The organism is Streptomyces auratus (genome assembly GCF_050433025.1).
Classification (GTDB): domain Bacteria; phylum Actinomycetota; class Actinomycetes; order Streptomycetales; family Streptomycetaceae; genus Streptomyces; species Streptomyces sioyaensis.
Genome location: NZ_JBNGCB010000001.1, coordinates 1,809,100 through 1,828,054, shown reverse-complemented (window position 1 = coordinate 1,828,054; position 18,955 = coordinate 1,809,100). Strand labels below are relative to the sequence as shown.

The following is an 18,955-nucleotide window of genomic DNA, read 5'->3' as shown; positions in this document are numbered from 1 at the left end:
TTCGCTAGAACCCGATAGGGTTTCGGTGGTCATAGCGTTAGGGAAACGCCCGGTTACATTCCGAACCCGGAAGCTAAGCCTTTCCGCGCCGATGGTACTGCAGGGGGGACCCTGTGGGAGAGTAGGACGCCGCCGAACAATCTTTCAGGACCCTTGGTCCCAGCGTTCATGCTGGGACCAAGGGTCCTTTTTGTTTTTGCCGAAGCGCGCCGAACTGGTCGGTGCGCGAGAATGAATGCAGTACCGAAGACAGGAGTCACGTCGATGTCCACCAACTCTTCCGACGATCGTTCGGAGCGCCGACCGCAGCGGCGCGACGACGGCGACCGCGGTGGTTTCCGGCGTGATGACCGGGGTGACCGGGGAGCCCGTGGCGCCAACCGCGGTGGAGACCGCGGCGGTTACCGGCGTGATGACCGTCCGTCGGGTGGCGACCGTGGTGGCTTCCGCGGCGGTGACCGTCGGGACGAGCGCGGTGGTGACCGTGGGGGATTCCGCAGGGATGACCGGCCGTCCGGTGGTGACCGGGGCGGGTTCCGTGGCGGGGAGCGTCGGGACGACCGCGGTGGCGACCGTGGGGGAGTCCGGCGTGATGACCGTCCTTCGGGCGGTGACCGTGGCGGGTTCCGCGGTGGTGACCGGCGGGACGACCGTGGCGGTGACCGTGGAGGTTTCCGGCGCGATGACCGGCCGTCCGGTGGCGACCGTGGTGGGTTCCGGGGCGGTGAGCGGCGGGATGAGCGGCCGCGTGGGCCGCGTCGTGATGATGAGCGTGGTGGGTTTCGTAGGGATGACCGGCGGGATGAGCGGGGCGGGGATCGTCCCGGGTTCCGGCGTGATGACCGGCCGTCCGGTGGTGACCGGGGCGGGTTCCGTGGTGGCGACCGGCGGGACGAGCGCGGGGGTGACCGCGGGGGGTTCCGTCGGGACGACCGTGGCGGTGACCGTGGTGGTTTCCGGCGTGATGACCGTCCTTCGGGCGGTGACCGTGGCGGGTTCCGCGGTGGTGACCGGCGGGACGACCGTGGCGGTGACCGTGGAGGTTTCCGGCGCGATGACCGGCCGTCCGGTGGCGACCGTGGTGGGTTCCGGGGCGGTGAGCGGCGGGATGAGCGGCCGCGTGGGCCGCGTCGTGATGATGAGCGTGGTGGGTTTCGTAGGGATGACCGGCGGGATGAGCGGGGCGGGGATCGTCCCGGGTTCCGGCGTGATGACCGGCCGTCCGGTGGTGACCGGGGCGGGTTCCGTGGTGGCGACCGGCGGGACGAGCGCGGGGGTGACCGCGGGGGCTTCCGCAGGGACGACCGTCGGGACGACCGTGGTGGGTTCCGCGGCGGTGACCGCCGGGATGACCGCGGTGGCGACCGTGGTGGGTTCCGTAGGGATGACGAGCGTGGGGGGCGTCGGCCGTATGGGGGCGGGCGTGGGCGTGACGACCGGCGCGACGACCGGCGGGATCGGGAGCGGGAGCCGATCAAGCGGCTGCCGATTCCGGAGGACGTCACCGGTGACGAGATCGACAAGGATGTGCGTCAGGAGCTGCTGAGCCTGCCGAAGACGCTGGCCGAGGACGTTGCCAAGAACCTCGTGATGGTGGCGAAGCTGCTGGACGAGGAGCCGGAGCGGGCGTACGGCTACTCGCGGGTGGCGCTGCGGCTGGCGTCCAGGGTGGCGGCGGTCCGTGAGGCGGCCGGTTTTGCGGCCTACGCGGTCGGCAAGTACAGCGAGGCGCTGGCGGAGTTCCGGGCGGCGCGGCGGATGACCGGCAGTGTGGAGCTGTGGCCCGTCATGGCCGACTGCGAGCGTGGGCTCGGGCGGCCGGAGAAGGCCCTGGCGATGGCCGGTGAGCCCGAGGTGCAGAAGCTGGACCGGGCCGGGCAGGTCGAGATGCGGCTGGTCGCGGCGGGTGCCCGGCGGGACATGGGGCAGGCCGACGCCGCGGTGGTCACGCTGCAGAGCCCGGAGCTCGCGTCGAGCGCGGTGCACCCGTGGACGGCGCGGCTGCGGTATGCGTACGCCGATGCGCTGCTGGAGGTCGGCCGCGAGGACGACGCGCGTGACTGGTTCGCCAGGGCGCTGGAGGCCGACCAGGGCGGCACGACGGATGCCTCCGACCGGCTCGCGGAGCTGGACGGGGTGGAGTTCACCGACGCGCTGGACGAGTCCGAGGCGGATGAGGCCGAGGGTGACGAGGCCGGGGACGACGGTGCGCAGGGCGAAGCCGGGGCTGCGCAGGGCTGAGCCGGCAGCCGCTGCTGCGGGCTGAGTTGACGATGGTCGAAGGGCGGGATCCCGTACGGGTCCCGCCCTTCGGCATGTGTGGGGGAGGGTCAGGCGGCCGGTGCGTAGGGGGCGAGGGGGTTGCGGAGGGTGCCGATGAGCTGGAGGGCGCCCGCGGGGTCCTGGAGGTCGACCATCTCCTGGTTGTTGCGCAGCTGGAGGCGGTTGAGGCAGGAGAGGGCGAACTCCTCGGCGAACATGTCGTACTGGGCGAATTTGTCGGCGAGGTGCGGGGCGCACGCCTGGTAGTCGAGGACGCACTCGGCGACCGTGCGCCAGAAGGTGGCCTCGTCGAGGACGCCGCGGTCGTCGAGGAGGCCGCTGAGGAAGCGGAAGAAGCAGTCGAAGACGTCGGTGAAGACCGAGAGGAGCTTTTTGTCCTCGGGGACCTCGGCGCGGATGCGTTCGACGGCCGGAGGCAGGACCGCGGAAGGGTCCATGACGGCGATCTCCTCGGCGATGTCCTTGAAGATGACCCGGGCCACGGCGCCGTCCTCCAGGACCAGGATGGCGTTCTCGCCGTGCGGCATGAAGACCAGGTCGTAGGCGTAGAAGGCGTGCAGGACCGGGGTCAGATACGCGTCGAGGTAGCGGCGCAGCCAGTCGGTGGGGGCGAGGCCGGACTCCTTGATGAGGGCGGCGGCGAAGGAGTCGCCCGCGTCGTCGGTATGGAGGAGGGAGGCCATCGTGGCGAGCCGCCGGCCCGGTTCGAGGCCGGCGACGGGGCTCTCGCGCCAGAGGGCGGCGAGCATTTTGCGGTACGGGGAGCCCTTGGCGGTGGCGGCCTCGTACTGACGGTGGTGGTAGCCGATGGCGGCGCGCTCGCGGATGATCGAGAAGCCGGCGGCCCGGAAGGTGTCGTCGGCGTCGATCAGGCGGGCGAGCCAGTCGTTGATGGCCGGGGTGGCTTCCATGTAGGCGGCGGACAGGCCGCGCATGAAGCCCATGTTGAGCACCGAGAGGGCCGTTTTGACGTAGTGGGCGGCGGGGGTGGTGGTGTTGAAGAAGGTGCGCAGGGACTGCTGGGCGAGGTAGGTGTCGTCGCCGGGGCCCAGGCAGACCAGGTGCTGCTGGGCGACCTCGGCGGCGAAGGTGACCGAGAGCTTGTTCCACCACTGCCAGGGGTGGGTGGGGAAGAGGTAGTAGTCGTCGGGGTCGAGACCCAGGCCGGTGAGGGTGGCGGTGAAGCGGTCGCGGGTGTGCCGGGGGAGTTCGGTGCGTATCAGGGTGTCGTAGTCGAGGCCGGCGCCGGCGGTGAAGGTGGCGTGGTCGCGGCGGGCGGCGAGCCAGATCAGCCGGAGGGGGCTGGCGGTTTCCGGGGCGTAGGCGTGGTACTCGTGGATGCCGAAGCCGAGGCGGCCGTTGTTGGCGACGAAGCAGGGGTGGCCCTCGGTCATCCCGGTCTCGATGGCCTGGAAGCCGGCGTGCGCGAGTTCGGCGGCGGGGGGCTGCTGGGCGGCGAGTTTGTAGGCGGTGCCGGAGAGGGTGGAGCTGATCTCCTCCAGGTAGACGGGGAGGATCTCCGCGCCCAGGCCCAGGGAGTCGCGCAGTTCCAGGATGAACTCCAGGGCATCCAGGGGGAGTTCGGTGTGGCCGCGGTGGCGGGTGATGCTGTCGGCGTCGATCTGCCAGTGGTCCAGGGCCTGTCTGCGGGCGGCGAAGCGGTACTCGGTCGAGCCGTCGTCGCTGTGCAGGCAGTAGTGGCCGTCCGGTGGCAGCCGCTTGGGGGTGAGCAGTCGTTCATGGGCGAACTCGGCGAGGGCCTTGCGGAGCAGCAGGCGGTTGGCCCGTGCCCACCGGGCGGGGGTGAGGTGGGCGACGGCTTCCTGGGCGGTGGGCCGGCTCGCGGCGGTCATCGGTGGTCTCCTCGGGTGGCCAGGAACTGGTCGCGGGTGCAGGTGCTGAGGCGGGCGTCTTTGGCGGGGAGCGAGACGGTGCGCAGGACCTCGAAGCCGACGGCCTCGTTGAGGGCGTGGACGGCGGTGTTGCGGGTGTCGGGTTCGACGACGACGCGGCGGGTGGCCGGGTCGGCGAAGAGCATCTCCATGACGGTGGTGAGCACAGCGCGGGTGAAGCCGTGCACGGGCGTGGTGGTGGGGGCGGTGAGGAAGTGCATGCCGACGTCGCCGGGCTCGGCGGTGTGGATGCCGACCAGCTCCCGGTGGGCCGGGTCGTAGCGCTCCATGAGGAAGGCCGGGGTGCCGTTGTGCAGGCCGAGGAAGGCGTCGTGGAAGGGGTCGGCGGCGATCCGGGCGCTTTCCTTCTCGACGGCGGCGAGGTCGCAGTCCTGCATCAGCCAGAAGACGGCTTTGGGGTGGGTGACCCAGCCGTGCAGCAGGGCGGCGTCGGCGGCCGGATCGACCGGGCGCAGGGTGAACTCCCCGAGCGCGGGGTCGGTGCGGGTGAAGAGCGGGTCGGGGGCCGGCCGCTCGCCGTGCCCGGCCTCGGGTGCGCTCGGCGGGCGCTGTCCGGGGATGCGCGCGCTGTGCTCGTTCATGCGGGGATCTCCATGGGGTGGTGCGGGCCGGCCGGGGCGGCGAACTCCTGGAAGGCGATGGCCTTTTCGACCGGGTAGTACTCGCGGCCGAGCAGCTCGCGCACCAGACACGAGTTGCGGTAGGCGGCCATGCCGAGGTCGGGGGTGGCGAAGCCGTGCGTGTGCAGCTCGGCGTTCTGTACGTAGATGCCGTGGCCGGTGGTGTCGATGCTGTAGTTGCGGGCCACGTCGTAGCGGCCGGCGTCGTCCCAGACGATGCGGTCGCGGACCGGGGCGAGGAAGTCCGGGACGCGGTAGCGGTAGCCGGTGGCGAGGATCAGGCCCTGGGTGTCGAGGGTGAAGTCCGCGCCCTGTTCCTCCTGGCGCAGGCCGAGGGTGTAGGTGCCGGAGCTCTCGTCGTACCGCGCGGTGTCGAGGGCGGTGTTGGTGAGCAGACGGGTGCGGACGGGGCCGGCCAGGTTCTTCTGGTAGAGGAGATCGAAGATGTCGTTGATCAGCGCCGAGTCGATGCCCTTGTAGAGGTGTTTCTGGGTGGCGTTGAGGCGGTCGCGGGTGGCCGCGGGGAGGGCGTGGAAGTAGTCCACGTACTCCGGCGAGGTCATCTCCAGGGTGAGCTTGGTGTATTCGAGGGGGAAGAAGCGCGGGGAGCGGGTCGCCCAGGTCAGGTGGTAGCCGTGGCTGTCGATGTCCTGGAGGAGGTCGTAATAGATCTCGGCGGCGCTCTGGCCGCTGCCGATCAGGGTGATGCTGTCCTTGGCCTGGAGGGCCGCCTTGGCGTCGAGGTAGTCGGCGTTGTGCAGCAGGTCGCCGCCCACGCCCTGGCAGGCCTCGGGGAGGTGCGGCGGGGTGCCGGTGCCCAGGACGAGCTTGCGGGCGCGGTGGGCGGTGACCTCGCCGGTGGGCAGGTGCGCGGCGTGGACGACGTACAGCTCCTCGGCCGGGTCGTACTCGACGGTGGTGACCCGGTGGGAGAAGCGGACGGTGTCGAGTGTGCCGGCCGCCCAGCGGCAGTAGTCGTTGAACTCGGCGCGCAGCGGATAGAAGCTCTCGCGGATGTAGAAGGGGTAGAGCCGCCCCGATTCCTTGAGGTAGTTGAGGAACGAGAAGGGGGAGGTGGGGTCGGCGAGGGTGACCAGGTCGGCCAGGAACGGCACCTGGAGGTGGCTGCTGTCCAGCATCATGCCGGGGTGCCAGTCGAAGGACGGCTTGTCGTCCAGGAACAGGCCGTCGAGTCCGTCGATCGGCTCGGTCAGACAGGCCAGGCCCAGATTGAACGGGCCGAGGCCGATGGCGATGAAGTCGTAAGGGGCGGACACGGGGGCTCCGATGGGGGGTGGGGAGGGTCAGCGCGCACTGAGCGTCGGCAGGGGCCGGGCGGCGAGGAAGGTGCCGGCGTGCTCGGCGATCAGATCGAGGACGGTGGCGATGTCCTCCAGCGTGGTCTCCGGGTTGAGCAGGGTGAACTTGAGGTAGTGGCGGCCGTCGACGGTGGTGCCCGCGACGACCGCGTCGCCGGAGGCGAACAGGGCTTCCCGGGCGTGCAGATTGACCCGGTCGCTGAGGTCGGGGTCCTGGTCGGTGCTGGGGACGTAGCGGAAGACCAGGGTGCTCAGCCGGGGCTCCACGACGACCTCGAAGCGGGGGTCGTCGTGGAGCAGCTGCCAGGCGTCGGCGGCGCGGTCGATGACCTCGTCGAAGAGTGCGCCGATGGCCTCGGCGCCCATGATGCGCAGGGTGAGCCAGAGCTTGAGGGCGTCGAAGCGGCGGGTGGTCTGGAGCGACTTGTCGACCTGGTTGGGGATGCGCTGCTCGACCATCCGGCGCGGGTTGAGGTAGTCCGCGTGGTAGGTGACGTGCCGCAGGGTGCTGCGGTCGCGGACCAGGAGCGCGCTCGAACTGACCGGCTGGAAGAAGGACTTGTGGTAGTCGACGGTCACCGAGTCGGCGCGTTCGATGCCGGTCAGCAGGGCGCGGCGGCGGGAGACCAGCAGGCCGCAGCCGTAGGCGGCGTCGACATGCATCCAGGCGCCGTACCCGGCGCACAGGCCGGCGATCTCGGGGAGCGGGTCGATCGAGCCGAAGTCGGTGGTGCCGGCCGTCGCGACGACGGCCATGGGTATCAGGCCCTCGCGGTCGCAGCGCGCCAGTTCGGCGGCCAGGTCGGTGGTGCGCATCCGCTTCTGCTCGTCGCAGGGGACGGCGATGACGGCCTCCGCGCCGAGGCCGAGCAGGGTGGCCGCCTTGCGGATGCTGAAGTGGCTGCAGGCGGAGGCGAGGATGCGCAGCCGCGGCAGGACGTCGGACCGCCCGGCGCCGGCGGGGACCTCGCCGCCGGCCGGCGCGCGGCGGCAGGCCTCGTCCCGGGCGAGCAGCATGGCTTGGAGGTTGGACTGGCTGCCGCCGCTGGTGAAGATGCCGTCGGCGCGCGCGCCGAGGCCGATCCGCTCGGCCGTCCAGTCGATCAGCCGGCGCTCGATGAGGGTGCCGCCGGCGCTCTGGTCCCAGGTGTCCAGGGAGGAGTTGACGGCGGCGAGCACGGCCTCGCCGACCAGGGCGGGGATCACCACGGGGCAGTTGAGGTGGGCGAGGTAGCGCGGGTGATGGAAGTAGACGGCGTCGCGGAGGTAGACGTCCTCCAGTTCGTCCAGCGCGGCGTCCGCGTCGTACAGCGGTGTGTCCAGGTCGACGCCGGAGACGGTGGGGGTGAGGCCGTCGACGGTGATGCCGGTGAACGGGCGGGTGGTGCCGGCGATTTTGGCGCTGATCCGGGTGACGGTCTCGGTGACCGCGCGGTGGTAGTGGTGCGCCGTGCCGTTGTGGAGCAGATGTGTCCGGCTGTCGGCCGGGTCCTCGGTGGAGTGCGCGAGGAGACTCATGACGATGTCCTCCCTGGTGCGGAGTCGACCACGTCCTGCGCAGGGTGGGGTGTGCGCAGGGGCAGGGAGGCCCGCCCGGCGACGTAGTTAGGTAAGCCTAACCTAACTACGTCTGGGGGTGGGTGTGTGGTGCCGCGGTAGGGGCGGGGCGGGAGTGTGAGGGCCTGTTCGGTGGATCGGTGTGCGGGAGAACCCCACAGGTTGATCACCACCCGAAACGCGCTAGCTCACCGATGGAGCGTCGGGCACCTGAGCCCAAATCCCGATCGTGCCCATGCCGACGCACCACTCACCGGGCTGACCGGCCATGCGCTGCCACTCTTCGAACCGGTGGGATGCGATCGCCAAGGGGTTGGCGCTGCCGTTCAACAGCTGGAAAGTGATACGCAACCACTCCATCCCGGGGGAACCGCTCTCATGGATCGGGACGTCGCAGTCGACCACGATGTTCGTAAGACCGTGCGCCCGGTACATTTCTGGTAGTTGCCGCCCCCAGCGAGCCGCGAACCCGTTGGACTCCGCGGACGTCATGGCGGCTGCCATCACGTCCCTGTGCAGTTGGGGGCCCAAAGCTGCGGACGCGAACCAGTCCGCCTCCTCCAGAAACAGGTAGCCGCCGGGAGTTACCGCGTCGATCAGCTTTTTGAGGACGTGTTCACGTTCACGAATGTGCCCCAGCACCAGACGCGTGTGCACCAGATCGAAAGCCGCCCGTGGCAACGGATCGACGCGAAGGTCCGATCGAACAATGTCGATGACGTCGGACTTGACGTCCGCCAGTTCGCTCACGTCCAGCTCGGTCGCGGTCACGTGTCCGTTCGGCCCGACCTGCTCGCCCAGCCACCGGGCGATCGAGCCGCCGCCGGCCCCGGCATCCAAACAGGACCATCCCGTTTGGACGCCTATGCGGTTGAGTCGACTGATGCTCGTGTCGTCGTACGTCGACTCCATCACGGACACCCGACGACTCGCGTCAGGTAAGTCACTCTTGAAGAAGTACTCGGCCGCGCCTGTCGGCAGCACCACGATCGTCCACCTCCATTCCACTTCGACGAAGCATCTTCCCGCTCGATGTGCGAGGGATCTTTCCACGACCGACGAACGTGATGGTGGTAGCCGTGATGCCGAGCTCGGCAGAGAGCGCGGAACGTATGCGAGCGGACATGCGCTCCTGAGCCGCCGGCGCCCGCTCGGTGGATTCGACGACCAAGCCCAGCCCGCTGCCGTCGTGACCCTCGACCTGATGAGCCAGCACACCGTGCACCCCGAGGCCGACGATGTCGCGCACCACCGATTCGATGTCACTCGCGTAGTGGTTCGCACCGAAGACGATGACCGTCTCCTTGCTGCGCCCGACGACGTAGAGCTCTTCCTCGTGCCGGACCCCGATGTCACCCGTGGCGACCCAGCCGCCTGGGCGAGCCACCTGCCGTGTCGCTTCGGGATGACGCTCATAGCCGGCCGTGACCGCAGCACCGCGGACCTGGATCTCACCCACGACACCTTCTCCGAGAGGGTGGGCCTGGTCATCCACCAGCCGGACCTCCATCCCGGCAACCGGTCGGCCCACCGACACCAGTTCGCGGTATGTTCCCGGTTTGCCTGTCACTGCTTCGCAGCGCCCTCGACCCAGCGCCTCACGAGACACCCTGATCGTCTTCGTCGGCCGGCCGAGCGGTGGGAACGTGACCGCCAATGTGGCCTCGGCGAGCCCGTAGGCCGGCAGGAACACGGTCTCGGCAAGGCCGGCCCGGGTGAACCGCCGGATGAACGCCCGCTGCAACCGCTCGTCAACGGGTTCCGCACCGTTCACCGCGATCCGCCAGGCCGACAGGTCCAGGTCGCCCACAGCCTCGGGGCCGGTGCGCTGTAGCGCGTACCGGTACCCGGAATCCGGCGACATGGTGAAGGTGGCGCGGACCCGGCTGATCGTGCGCAACCAGTCCACGGGATCACGCAGAAACTCCTCCGGCGGCTGCACATAGATGTCGACGTCGTGCATGGCCGGCGTGATGAAAGAACCGATCAGGCCCATGTCGTGAAAGAGCGGCAGCCAGTTGCACCCGATGTCCGTGTCCGTCAGGCGGGTGCCCGACGCGATGGCGTTCACCCCGGCGGCCACGTTGCCGTGGCTGAGTACCACCCCCCGCGGATCGCTGCTCGTCCCCGACGTGTACTGGACCAAGGCGTCGTGCGAGTCCGCCCGATCCACGAACGTCGCCTCCTGCGCCATGACGCCTCGCACGTCGACCGCCGCGGCCGAGCCGGACGCCGCCGGCATCGACCGAGTCAGCACCGGGGCGATCGACTCGCTGGTCAGAACGAGTCGCACTCGTGACTGACGCAACGCCATCGTGGTGCGTCGGAGGTAGGTTCGCGAGGAACTGAAGGGAGGGGGCGCGGGCAGCGGCACCGCCACCGCTCCGGCAGCCAGCACGCCGAAGAACGCGCTGGCGAACTCCACGGACGTGGGCAGGACCACCGCCACACGGTCGCCGGGTGCAACGCCGCGGGTGAGCAGACCGGTAGCGACCCTCCCCGCCTGCTGGTACAGGTCGCCGAAGCTGAGCGCGGCGACTTCCCGCCCTCGACGCACGATGTGTATGCCATGACCGGATCGGCGCCCGGCCACTCTTCTGAGCCCCTCGACAAGGCTCACGACGTGACGGCGGAGTCGGCCTGGACCGCCACGATCTGGTGGATCACGGCGGCGAACTCCCGCACCGTCCGCACCTCGAAGACGACGTGGTCCTCGACCTCGACATCGAAGTGCTCCTCGACGTCGAGGACGATCTGCAGCGCATGTATCGAGTCGAATCGGGGCAGCGAGCGGAGATCGACGTCCAACGCCACCTCCTCGTCGGATATCCCCAGACGATGCGCGACAAAGTGCCGAACTGTGTTCTCCGTGTCCACTTCTTGAAATCCTTTCCTGAACAGGCAGGCTGGTCATAGCCTCAGCCACCGGCAGACCAGGACCGGCTAGGACCGGCGAGCCATGCTGCGCAGCTTCGCCTTGATGTCGCGCGGTGTCTCCATCGAGTCGTCGTCGACCATGATCCTGATGATCGACATCACTTTGGCGTCGGCGGCGTCCACCGCGTCGTGCTGAATGGTCTCGATCCGTCTGATGCCGTCGGTGGACGTCGAATGCGGATAGAACACGCCGGCCGGGTGCTTGATGCCGTTGCTCCGGTCGGCCAGCCAGATGTACGCCATGCGCAGAGCGGCGACCTGATTCGCCGCATTCCCGTCACACAGTTCTCGCATGAACACCGAGAAAGCCCGGCAGTGCCGCGCCTCGTCCCTGCCCAGCAGTTTCCAGATTCTCCTGATGACGGGTTCGGAGACCTGCGCGGACAGTGCCTTGTAGAGTGCCGCCGCGCGGGCCTCGGAGATCACGTTCATCATGAGGGTCGCGGCGCGGATATCGCCCTGCGGATAGGGCTCTCGTTTGTAGAGGGCGTGCTTGGAGCGCACTTTGACGCCGATGCGATCGAGATACCGCGCCTGGACGAGCGAGTGCCTCGCTTCCTCGGCGCCCCACATCAACACCCACGAAGAGAAGCTGGCCTCGCCCTGCCACTCGCGCAGGAAGTTGTGGGCTCCAGGCAGGGTCCCGAACTCGATGACCGCCGCTTCGGTCAGGAAGTCCACGTCACGCTCGCTCAACATGGCGAGGTCGATCTTGCTGAGATCGACCTCGTTCCAGTCCCACCGCGTGGTCTCGAACCAGTCGAATATCTTGTTGAACGTCATGTCGAGGTAGAAGTGGGTGTACAACTCGTCCCTCATCAAGGCGCGGTGAGCGCGCAGGGCCAGTTCGACCGACTGGCCGATACTTTCCTCGCCCAAGGCCGAAGGCGGGACGACGTCCTCGACGTCCCATGTCTCGAGCCAGCCGGGAACGGGGCCACCGGCACCCGGATCGACCACATACGCCCTGGTCCGGTCGAACCTGCCTACGGACCTCAGGTCGCGAACCGCCGACAGCGCCGACGCCTCCGCGCCGACGAATACCACGCCGAGGTCAGCCTGAGGATCCAACTCGTGCAGGTACCGAACCCAGTCCGCTCGCTCCGGGCGGTCCACGGTGATCCTGCCGAACCTCGGCAAGACCATCTTCTCAGCGGTCGAGGCATCCCGGGAAAGCCCCAACAACGCTATTCGGGTATCACCGCTCATGGCGATCCTCTCCGGGCACGTCGACAAGGTGCGTAAGCGATCGGTCGCACCTGTCGGAGGAAGGGAACGGGACATGCGGGCCGTCACCTTGACGGCAGATCCGGCGCCGCCGCCGGGCCGAGCAACACGGGAAGGCACTCGAGACTGTTGCTGACGAACGACGGGACGGGAGTTGGCTTCCACTCCTGCTGCTCCGGGGTCGCCAGGGACGCTTTGGGGAAACGGCTGAAGAACCCGGCCAGCGCGGTCTCCAACTGCAGGCGTGCGAGGTGAACCCCGACGCAGAAATGGGGTCCGTGACCGAATCCGAGATGCCCGGCCTGTCGCCGTCGGATATCGAACTCGTCGGCGTCGTGGCCGTGCTGGGCGGGATCGCGGCCGGCTGATCCGAAGGAGGACAGGATCGCCTCACCCTTCTTGATCATTGTTCCGTCGATCTCGATGTCTTCGAGCGGGTAGCGCATGGGGAACTGGTTGACCGCGCCGTTCCAACGCATCGTCTCCTCGACCACCGCGCCCCACGGCCACTGACCGGATCGCACCAGAGCAAGCTGCTCAGGATGGGTGAACAGGGCGTAGGAGGCATTCACGATGACGTTGATGATGCTCTGGTGCCCTGCGAAGAACATCAGGAGCACCATGCCGACGAGTTCTTCCTCGCTCAACCGATCGTCATCGCTCAAGGTCGCCTCGATCAGCGAACTGATCAGATCGTCGTGCGGCGCAGCACGCCGTTCCGCGATGATGTCGTGCAAGAGATCATTGATGTGACCGTCGATCTCCCGTACCTGTTCAGGTGAATTGCTGGTGCGTGTCTGCACACCGGTGAGCACGTGCAGCCTGCGCCTCTTCCGTTTCGGGATGCCGAGCAGGTCCGATATCACGGTGGTCGGAATCGGGTAGGCGAACACAGAACGCAGGTCCACCGGCCGGTCCGCCGGCTGACCAGCCAACCGATCGAGCAGCGAGGCCACGAGTGCCTCCACTTGAGGGCGCATGGCCCCGACGCGCGCGGGCGTCAGCGCCTGATCCACCAAGCCGCGTAATCGTCGGTGTTTCGCGCCGTGCGAGTTGATCACGCTGTTGGTGCCGACGAAACCGATCAGCGGCCAGCCGTCCGGCACTTCGCCGCGCGCCATCGCGCCCCAATGCTCTATTCCCTTGGCTACCCGGGGGTCGGTCAACACCTTCCGGAGATCATCGTGGTGGGGAATCGCCCACGCCTGAACCCCACCAGGAAGCTCCACCCGAACCGCCCGGCCCGCTGCCCGCAGGCGCGCGTTCTCGGCGTGCTGGTCGGTGCCGTTGACGTCCAAGACGAACGGGCACTGCGACTTGTGGGTTGATGCCGTGCCAGCGTCCACCCTCGCTCCTGTTCCGCCGCACGTCACGGTGTGGCGCTCGCATCATCCAAGGAAGCGGCGCCGAGGAAATTACGGACCACGGCGGCGAAGTCTTCCGGATTTTGAAAGAGAGGCGCATGGCCGGCGTCCTGGAAGATCCGCAGGATCGAATGCGGTATGTGTCTGGCCAGGAGTCGTCCCTTCTCGGCATCGACCATGACGTCGAGTTCTCCGTGCGCCACCAGCGTTGGCTGTGTCATATGCGCGAGTTTGGCCAAGGCTCCCGGATCCGGAAGTCCCCATGCCGTTGCCGCCGCGATCTGCGCCTGCCAGGCCGACCGGCTGACGCTCCGATCCGGGTCCGGCCGGTGCTGACCGATTCGGCGGATGAAGTCGACCCCTCTCTCGCGACCGGCCGGATGCGCCGGAAAGAAAAGCGACAGGAGGTCTTTGGGGCCGATCACCTCCTTGGTGGCGGATGTGTGGGCCCGTCCGCCGAGTGCGAGATCCCCGCCAGTGCCGCGTGGTGCGGTGCCGACCAGGATGACGCGCCGCACCAGGTTGGGGTGTTGGAGCGCCAATTCTTGGGCGACGTAGCCACCGATGGAGAATCCGAGCAGATCCACCTCGGAGAGCTGACGGGCCTGTAGGAACGCGTGGATGTCCCGCGCCATCTCTTCAATGGTGTGCGGGGTTCTGCCGCCGGAAAGTCCGATACCCGCGTTGTCCACCAGGACAACCGGCCGCTCGGCCGCGATCTCGCTGATCAACAGCGGGTCCCACATGTCGAGGTTGGCGCGAAAATGGGAAAGCAGCAGCAATGGAGTCTGTGCACTGTCGCCAAAGCACCGATAGGCATAGCAGACTCCGTTGGAAGCCTCAACGAAGCGATTTTGCACCAATCTCCCTTCTCGATACACGCGTATCGACGGGAAATTCCATGAGTACCCACCGCTATCTACCCGGTCAGGGTAGCGACCGTGAGCAAGGTCAACAAGACCGTGACGGCGGCGTGGACGAAAGGTGGCGGATTTCGCGCATCAGCACGCAGTCACCTCAAGGACAGCCCTCAGTCGCCCGTGTCGTCCAGCGTGCGCAGGACGAGGCCTGTGGCGGGCTTGGGGCCGAAGGAGGTGGACTTCCGCGGCATCGTCACGCCCTGCTCCGCGAGCTGACGGACCGTCTCCTCGGAGGTGGCGCGCATCAGGACCGCGGTGCCGCCGTGCCGGGCGGCCTGCTCGACCGCGGCCCCGGTGTGATGCAGATAGCCGATGTCCGACGGGTGGTCAGGGATGTGCCAGACCTCGTCCAGCAGGACGGAGTGCAGCACCGTGGCGTCCAGCTGCCGCCAGGCCTCGGGGCGGTCCCGGCGGATCGTACGGTCCAGCAGACCGGGGTCGGGGCGGTCCAGGAGATGGAACGAATCCGGCCCGCCGGCGAGGACGAAGGCGGTACCAGGCGTCTCCTCCAGGGCCTGAAGGGCGGCGGACAGCTCGCCCGGGAGCGTACGGGCCCGGAAGGAACCGGCCAGATCGGCCAGCGCCTTGGCCGGCGGCAGATGCGGCAGTACCCGGTGGATCGCCCGGACCTGGAGCGGATAGCGGGCGGTGTCGACCAGCAGCACCAGGCCGGACGCCCAGGGGGAGGCGACGCCGGCGCCGGGCTGCTGCTCGTACAGCCGCTGGTAGGTCGCCCAGCGGTGGTGGCCGTCGGCGATCAGGGCCTGCCGGGCGCTGAGATCGTCGTCGATGGCGGCGAGATCGCCGGTGTCGGTGACCGCCCACAGGCGGTGTGCGAAGCCGTCCTCCGTGACGGTCGCGAGCAGCGGCTCCTCCTCCACCACCCGCTCGATGACCGCGGCGGCGCCGGTCGCGGTGCCCTGGCCGCGGTAGGACAGCAGCAGCGGTTCGAAGTTGGCGGCCGCCGCACGCATCAGGGCGGCCCGGTCCTCGACCACCTCCGGGATGACGCCCTCGTGCGGCAGCACCGGGCCGTCCAGCCGCAGCGCCCCGATCAGTCCGCGCTGCAGCACCTCACCCGCGCGCTGCTCGTAGACGTACAGCGCGGGCTCGGCGTCCTGCGTCAGCACGCCCTCGGCGCGCCAGCGGCGCAGGGTGTCGGCGGCCTGGCGGTGGCGGGTGGTCGGGTCCGCGGCGTGCGGGAGGATCAGCCGGACGATGTTGTACGGATCGGCGGTCTCCAGATGGCGCACGCCGTCCGGCCGGACCACCACGTCGTACGGCGGGGAGGTCACGGCGGTCAGGCTGCTGACGCGGTCCCGGGCGTAACGCAGTCCGCGGAACGGGAGGAGTCGGAGGCCGTCGCTACTGGTCATTGAAGAATGCTATGCCGCCACACCGATGAGGGAAGATCGGGGGACAGCCCGTATGTGGCTGGAAATACCGGTAGGTGCAAAGTGGAGGGTCACGCACCGGTGCCGGGCGGCGAGTGCGCCCCCGGTGGCGGCGGGTCCCTGCGCAGGCATGTGGGAGCGAGGAGCGAGACGGCATGAACGAGCAGGTTCGCAGGCGGCCCGACGGGTGCCGGCGCGCGCTGAGCGAGGCGTATGACACCGCGCTGCTGGATCTGGACGGGGTCGTCTACGCCGGCGGACAGGCCATCGCGCATGCGGTCCCGTCGCTGACCACCGCGCGGGACGGGGGAATGCACCTCGCCTATGTGACCAATAACGCGGCCCGGACGCCGCAGGCCGTGGCCGACCAGTTGTCCGGTTTCGGGCTGCCGACCGGTGCCGAGGACGTGATCACCTCGGCGCAGGCGGTGGCCCGGCTGATCTCCGAGCAGGTGCCGCCGGGCGCGCGGGTGCTGGCGGTCGGCGGCGAGGGGCTGCTGGTGGCGCTGCGCGAGCGCGGTCTGGAGCCCGTCTTCTCCGCGGAGGACGAGCCGGCGGCGGTGGTGCAGGGCTACGACCCGACGCTGGACTGGGCGCGGCTGGCGGAGGCCGCGTACGCGGTGCAGCGCGGGGTGCCGTGGTTCGCGTCCAACACCGATCTCACCATCCCCAAGGAGCGCGGGATCGCCCCGGGCAACGGTGCGTTGATCGAGGTGGTGCGGATCGCCGCGGGCGGATCGCCGCAGGTGGCGGGCAAGCCACAGCCGCCGATGCACCGGGAGACGGTGCTGCGGACCGGCGCGCGGCGGCCGCTGGTGATCGGCGACCGGCTCGACACGGACATCGAGGGCGCCTGCAACGGCGGGGTCGACTCGCTGCTGGTGCTCACGGGCGTCACCACCCCCGCCGAGCTGCTGGCCGCCCCGCCGCAGCACCGTCCCGCCTATGTGGAAGCGGACCTGCGCGGACTGCTGGCACCGCAGCCCGAGGTGGCCGCGGACGGGGACGGGTTCCGGTGCGGCGGCTGGCGGGCCGAGGCTTCCGGCGACACCCTCGCGGTGACCGGCGAGGGGACGCCGCTGGACGGGCTGCGGGCGCTGTGCGCGGCGGCCTGGACGGCTGCGGGGGACGGCAGTTGCGCGGCGGACGCGGGGAAGGCGCTGGCCCGGATCGGGATCTGAGGGCCGACGAGGGCACCGGGGCTCCGGCGGCGGGCCCGGTCGGTGCGCCCCGGCCGGCGCGCGCCCCGCCGCCCCGCCGCCCCGCCGGCGCGTTCCGGCCGCGGGGTGGCTCAGTCTTCCTGGGAGGTCGCCGTCCCGGCCGTCAGTTCCGCGATCAGGTCCTCCTCGGTGGCGCCGCGCCGCCAGTAGCCGGTGAACGTGACGGCCCGGCGGTCGAGGCCGCGCTCGCGGACCAGATGGCGGCGCACCGCCTTGACCGTCCCGGCCTCGCCGGCGACCCAGGCGTACGGGGTGCCCTCGGGCAGGTCGGCGGCGCGCAGCGCGTCGAGCACCGGCTCGCCGTGTGCGGCGGCCGCCCCGTCGCGGACCAGCCAGGTGATCTCGGCGTCGGCGAAGGACGGCAGCTGCTGCCGGTCGTCCTCGTGCGCGATCTCGATCCAGACCTTGGCGCGGGTGCCGGGGGAGAGCCAGGACAGGATGCCGGCGATCGCGGGCAGCGCCGTCGTGTCGCCGGTGAGCAGGATCCAGTCGGTGCCGGCCGGCGGGCGGAAGTCGACCCCGCCGTTGTCCGCGACGGCCGGGGCGAGCACGGTCAGCCGGTCGCCGGGCCGGGCGTGGGCGGCCCAGCGGGAGGCCGGGCCGCCCGCCGTGAGGGGGCCACCTCCCTGCTCGAACGGAGCGGAGAGCTCGGGGGAGGTCCCCGGCTCCGCGCCGTGCAGGGCGAAGTCGACATCGAACTCCGCCGGGTCGGGGCGCTGTTCGCGGATGGTGTACGAGCGCATCACCGCCCGCTCGGCCGGATCCTGCGCCCGCCAGGCGGCGTACCAGCCGTCGCCGGTGTCGTCGAGGCGGGGCCGGTCCTGATGGGGCTGCGGGAGGAAGAGCTTGAAGCGCTGGTCGCGACCGCCGGACGCCAGCTCGGCCAGCCGTTCGCCGCCGAAGGTGACCCGCACCATGGACGGGCCCAGCCGCCGGGTGCGCAGGACCCGGACCTCGAAGAAGCGGAACGGTGTGGTGGCGGGGGCGGCGGTCGTGGTCATGCGGGGAACCTCCCGGGGCGGACGGCGGTGGGGCGATGGTGGGGGTGCGGTGGTGCTGCGGCAGAGTGCGCCGGGGCCGGGGCGGCGGCCTGGGTTGGCGGCCTGGGCGGCGATCCACCTCAGCCGGGCGTCAGCTGACCTTCCTGGCGCTCCCGATCGCCTTGGCGAGCGACTCGATGAGCGGGGCGGCGCCCGCGTAGGAGAAGCGGGGCTCGCTCGACCAGGGGGTGATCTGGTGGGCCTTGACGGCGGGCAGCGTGGCCCAGGAGGGCTTGGCGGCCAGGTCCTTGGGCTGGAGAGTGGCCGTCCGGTTGTCCAGCAGAAGGACATCGGCCCGGTACTTGTCGGCGTTCTCCCAGCTCAGGCTCTCGAAGTAGCCGTCCTTGTCCAGGTGGTCGGGGACGATCAGGTCGACGCCGAGGGACTTGTAGTACATGAGGTCGGCGTTGATGCCGGGGTTGGAGGCGTAGAAGAGGTCGGGGCTGCCGGAGCAGGCGAGCACCTTGACCGGGTGGGCCTTGGCGGCCTTGCGCAGCGACTCGGAGGCCTTCTCGAAGCGGGCCTTGGCGTCGGTGACCTTCTTGGCCTTGAGGTCGGCGCCGAGCGACTCCGCCAGCTCGGCGTAGCGCTCGATGATCTTGACGAGCGGGGTGCGGGAGGAGGTGAGCGCAACGGACTTGGCCAGCTTGGTGATCTTGTCCTTGCTGTCGTCCGGTACGAACCACAGCGCGTCCGGCTCGTACATGTTGGTGACCAGCAGATCGGGGCGCAGCGCCGCGTACTTCTCGACGTCGAACTGGTTGTAGGCGTTGCCGAGGAGGGTGACCTTGTGGATGTCCAGGTCGCCGGCCTGCGGGTCGGGCTTGCCGTTCTTGAGCTTGGTGGGGCCGAAGACGCCGACGATCTTCTCGTCGATCCCGAAGTCGTGCAGCGCGGCCGCGGTGCCGGTGAAGGCGACGAGGCGCTGGGGGGTGTGCGCCAGGGAGACCTTCTCCTTGCGGTCGTCGGTGAAGGTCCAGGAGCCTTTCCCGGCACTGCCGTTGGTGCCTCCCGGGCCCTTGCCCCCGCCGCAGGCGGCCAGCAGGGCGCCGATACCGACGGCGCCGCCCGCGGCCAGGATGCCGCGACGGGACACAGGGGTCCTTCGGGAGGTACTCATGGTGGCTGCACTTCTCTCTGGGGGCCGGCGCGGTCAATGTG

Annotated in this window: 16 protein-coding genes and 1 rRNA gene; 4 read left to right on the top strand and 13 right to left on the bottom strand. The window is 69.6% G+C overall.

The features are described 5' to 3' along the window. Nucleotides 1–21: 21 nt before the first annotated feature. From rrf to BKA18_RS07760, 3 genes are all read left to right on the top strand, one after another. A 5S ribosomal RNA gene (gene rrf / locus BKA18_RS07770) occupies nt 22–138 on the top strand. A gap of 232 nt (nt 139–370) precedes the next feature. After that, the gene (locus tag BKA18_RS07765; RefSeq protein WP_366048336.1) at nt 371–1,546 is read left to right on the top strand and encodes a hypothetical protein; all 1,176 of its coding nucleotides are present in this window, start codon (nt 371–373) and stop codon (nt 1,544–1,546) included. Further along, nucleotides 1,483–2,241 (top strand): hypothetical protein, encoded by a 759-nt coding sequence (locus tag BKA18_RS07760; protein WP_366048335.1) that lies wholly within the window; start codon nt 1,483–1,485, stop codon nt 2,239–2,241. Before BKA18_RS07765 ends, BKA18_RS07760 begins: the two co-directional genes overlap by 64 nt. 89 nt (nt 2,242–2,330) lie before the next feature. Here BKA18_RS07760 and BKA18_RS07755 read toward each other — a convergent pair whose 3' ends face one another. From BKA18_RS07755 to BKA18_RS07705, 11 genes are all read right to left on the bottom strand, one after another. Continuing rightward, nucleotides 2,331–4,136 carry an IucA/IucC family protein gene (locus BKA18_RS07755; RefSeq protein ID WP_366048332.1) on the bottom strand — a complete coding sequence of 602 codons (1,806 nt, stop codon included), beginning with the start codon at nt 4,134–4,136 and terminating at the stop codon, nt 2,331–2,333. Continuing rightward, entirely contained in the window at nt 4,133–4,777 is a 645-nt protein-coding gene (locus BKA18_RS07750) for a GNAT family N-acetyltransferase (RefSeq protein WP_366048330.1), read from the bottom strand. The genes BKA18_RS07755 and BKA18_RS07750 overlap by 4 nt, the downstream gene beginning before the upstream one ends. Next, a complete protein-coding gene (locus tag BKA18_RS07745; RefSeq protein ID WP_366048329.1) occupies nt 4,774–6,093 on the bottom strand; it encodes a lysine N(6)-hydroxylase/L-ornithine N(5)-oxygenase family protein in 1,320 nt (439 codons plus the stop codon). Before BKA18_RS07745 ends, BKA18_RS07750 begins: the two co-directional genes overlap by 4 nt. Before the next feature lie 27 nt (nt 6,094–6,120). Continuing rightward, a complete protein-coding gene (locus BKA18_RS07740; RefSeq protein ID WP_366048328.1) occupies nt 6,121–7,653 on the bottom strand; it encodes a pyridoxal phosphate-dependent decarboxylase family protein in 1,533 nt (510 codons plus the stop codon). A 222-nt stretch (nt 7,654–7,875) separates the two neighbouring features. Beyond that, a complete protein-coding gene (locus BKA18_RS07735; RefSeq protein WP_366048327.1) occupies nt 7,876–8,679 on the bottom strand; it encodes a class I SAM-dependent methyltransferase in 804 nt (267 codons plus the stop codon). Then, nucleotides 8,636–10,312, bottom strand: a complete 1,677-nt coding sequence (locus BKA18_RS07730) for an AMP-binding protein (RefSeq protein ID WP_366048326.1) — start codon at nt 10,310–10,312, stop codon at nt 8,636–8,638. Before BKA18_RS07730 ends, BKA18_RS07735 begins: the two co-directional genes overlap by 44 nt. Then, nucleotides 10,309–10,569, bottom strand: coding sequence for an acyl carrier protein (locus BKA18_RS07725; protein ID WP_366048325.1), 261 nt, complete (start codon nt 10,567–10,569; stop codon nt 10,309–10,311). The genes BKA18_RS07730 and BKA18_RS07725 overlap by 4 nt, the downstream gene beginning before the upstream one ends. Nucleotides 10,570–10,635: 66 nt before the next feature. Continuing rightward, nucleotides 10,636–11,838, bottom strand: a complete 1,203-nt coding sequence (locus BKA18_RS07720) for a ferritin-like domain-containing protein (protein ID WP_366048324.1) — start codon at nt 11,836–11,838, stop codon at nt 10,636–10,638. A gap of 83 nt (nt 11,839–11,921) precedes the next feature. Then, complete coding sequence (locus BKA18_RS07715) at nt 11,922–13,202, bottom strand: cytochrome P450 family protein (protein WP_366048323.1); 1,281 nt, start codon at nt 13,200–13,202, stop codon at nt 11,922–11,924. Nucleotides 13,203–13,225: 23 nt separating this feature from the next. Beyond that, the gene (locus BKA18_RS07710; protein ID WP_366048322.1) at nt 13,226–14,080 is read right to left on the bottom strand and encodes an alpha/beta fold hydrolase; all 855 of its coding nucleotides are present in this window, start codon (nt 14,078–14,080) and stop codon (nt 13,226–13,228) included. 170 nt (nt 14,081–14,250) lie between these two features. Then, on the bottom strand, nt 14,251–15,516 hold the full coding sequence (locus tag BKA18_RS07705) for a DUF1015 family protein (RefSeq protein ID WP_366048321.1): 1,266 nt from the start codon (nt 15,514–15,516) through the stop codon (nt 14,251–14,253). A 173-nt stretch (nt 15,517–15,689) separates the two neighbouring features. Between BKA18_RS07705 and BKA18_RS07700 the strand changes: the two genes are divergently transcribed. Next, nucleotides 15,690–16,715 carry an HAD-IIA family hydrolase gene (locus BKA18_RS07700; RefSeq protein WP_366048320.1) on the top strand — a complete coding sequence of 342 codons (1,026 nt, stop codon included), beginning with the start codon at nt 15,690–15,692 and terminating at the stop codon, nt 16,713–16,715. A gap of 110 nt (nt 16,716–16,825) precedes the next feature. Here BKA18_RS07700 and BKA18_RS07695 read toward each other — a convergent pair whose 3' ends face one another. Together BKA18_RS07695 and BKA18_RS07690 are read right to left on the bottom strand one after the other, a co-directional pair. Further along, on the bottom strand, nt 16,826–17,755 hold the full coding sequence (locus BKA18_RS07695) for a siderophore-interacting protein (protein ID WP_366048318.1): 930 nt from the start codon (nt 17,753–17,755) through the stop codon (nt 16,826–16,828). Nucleotides 17,756–17,885: 130 nt separating this feature from the next. Continuing rightward, on the bottom strand, nt 17,886–18,914 hold the full coding sequence (locus tag BKA18_RS07690) for an ABC transporter substrate-binding protein (RefSeq protein WP_366048317.1): 1,029 nt from the start codon (nt 18,912–18,914) through the stop codon (nt 17,886–17,888). Nucleotides 18,915–18,955: the final 41 nt, after the last annotated feature.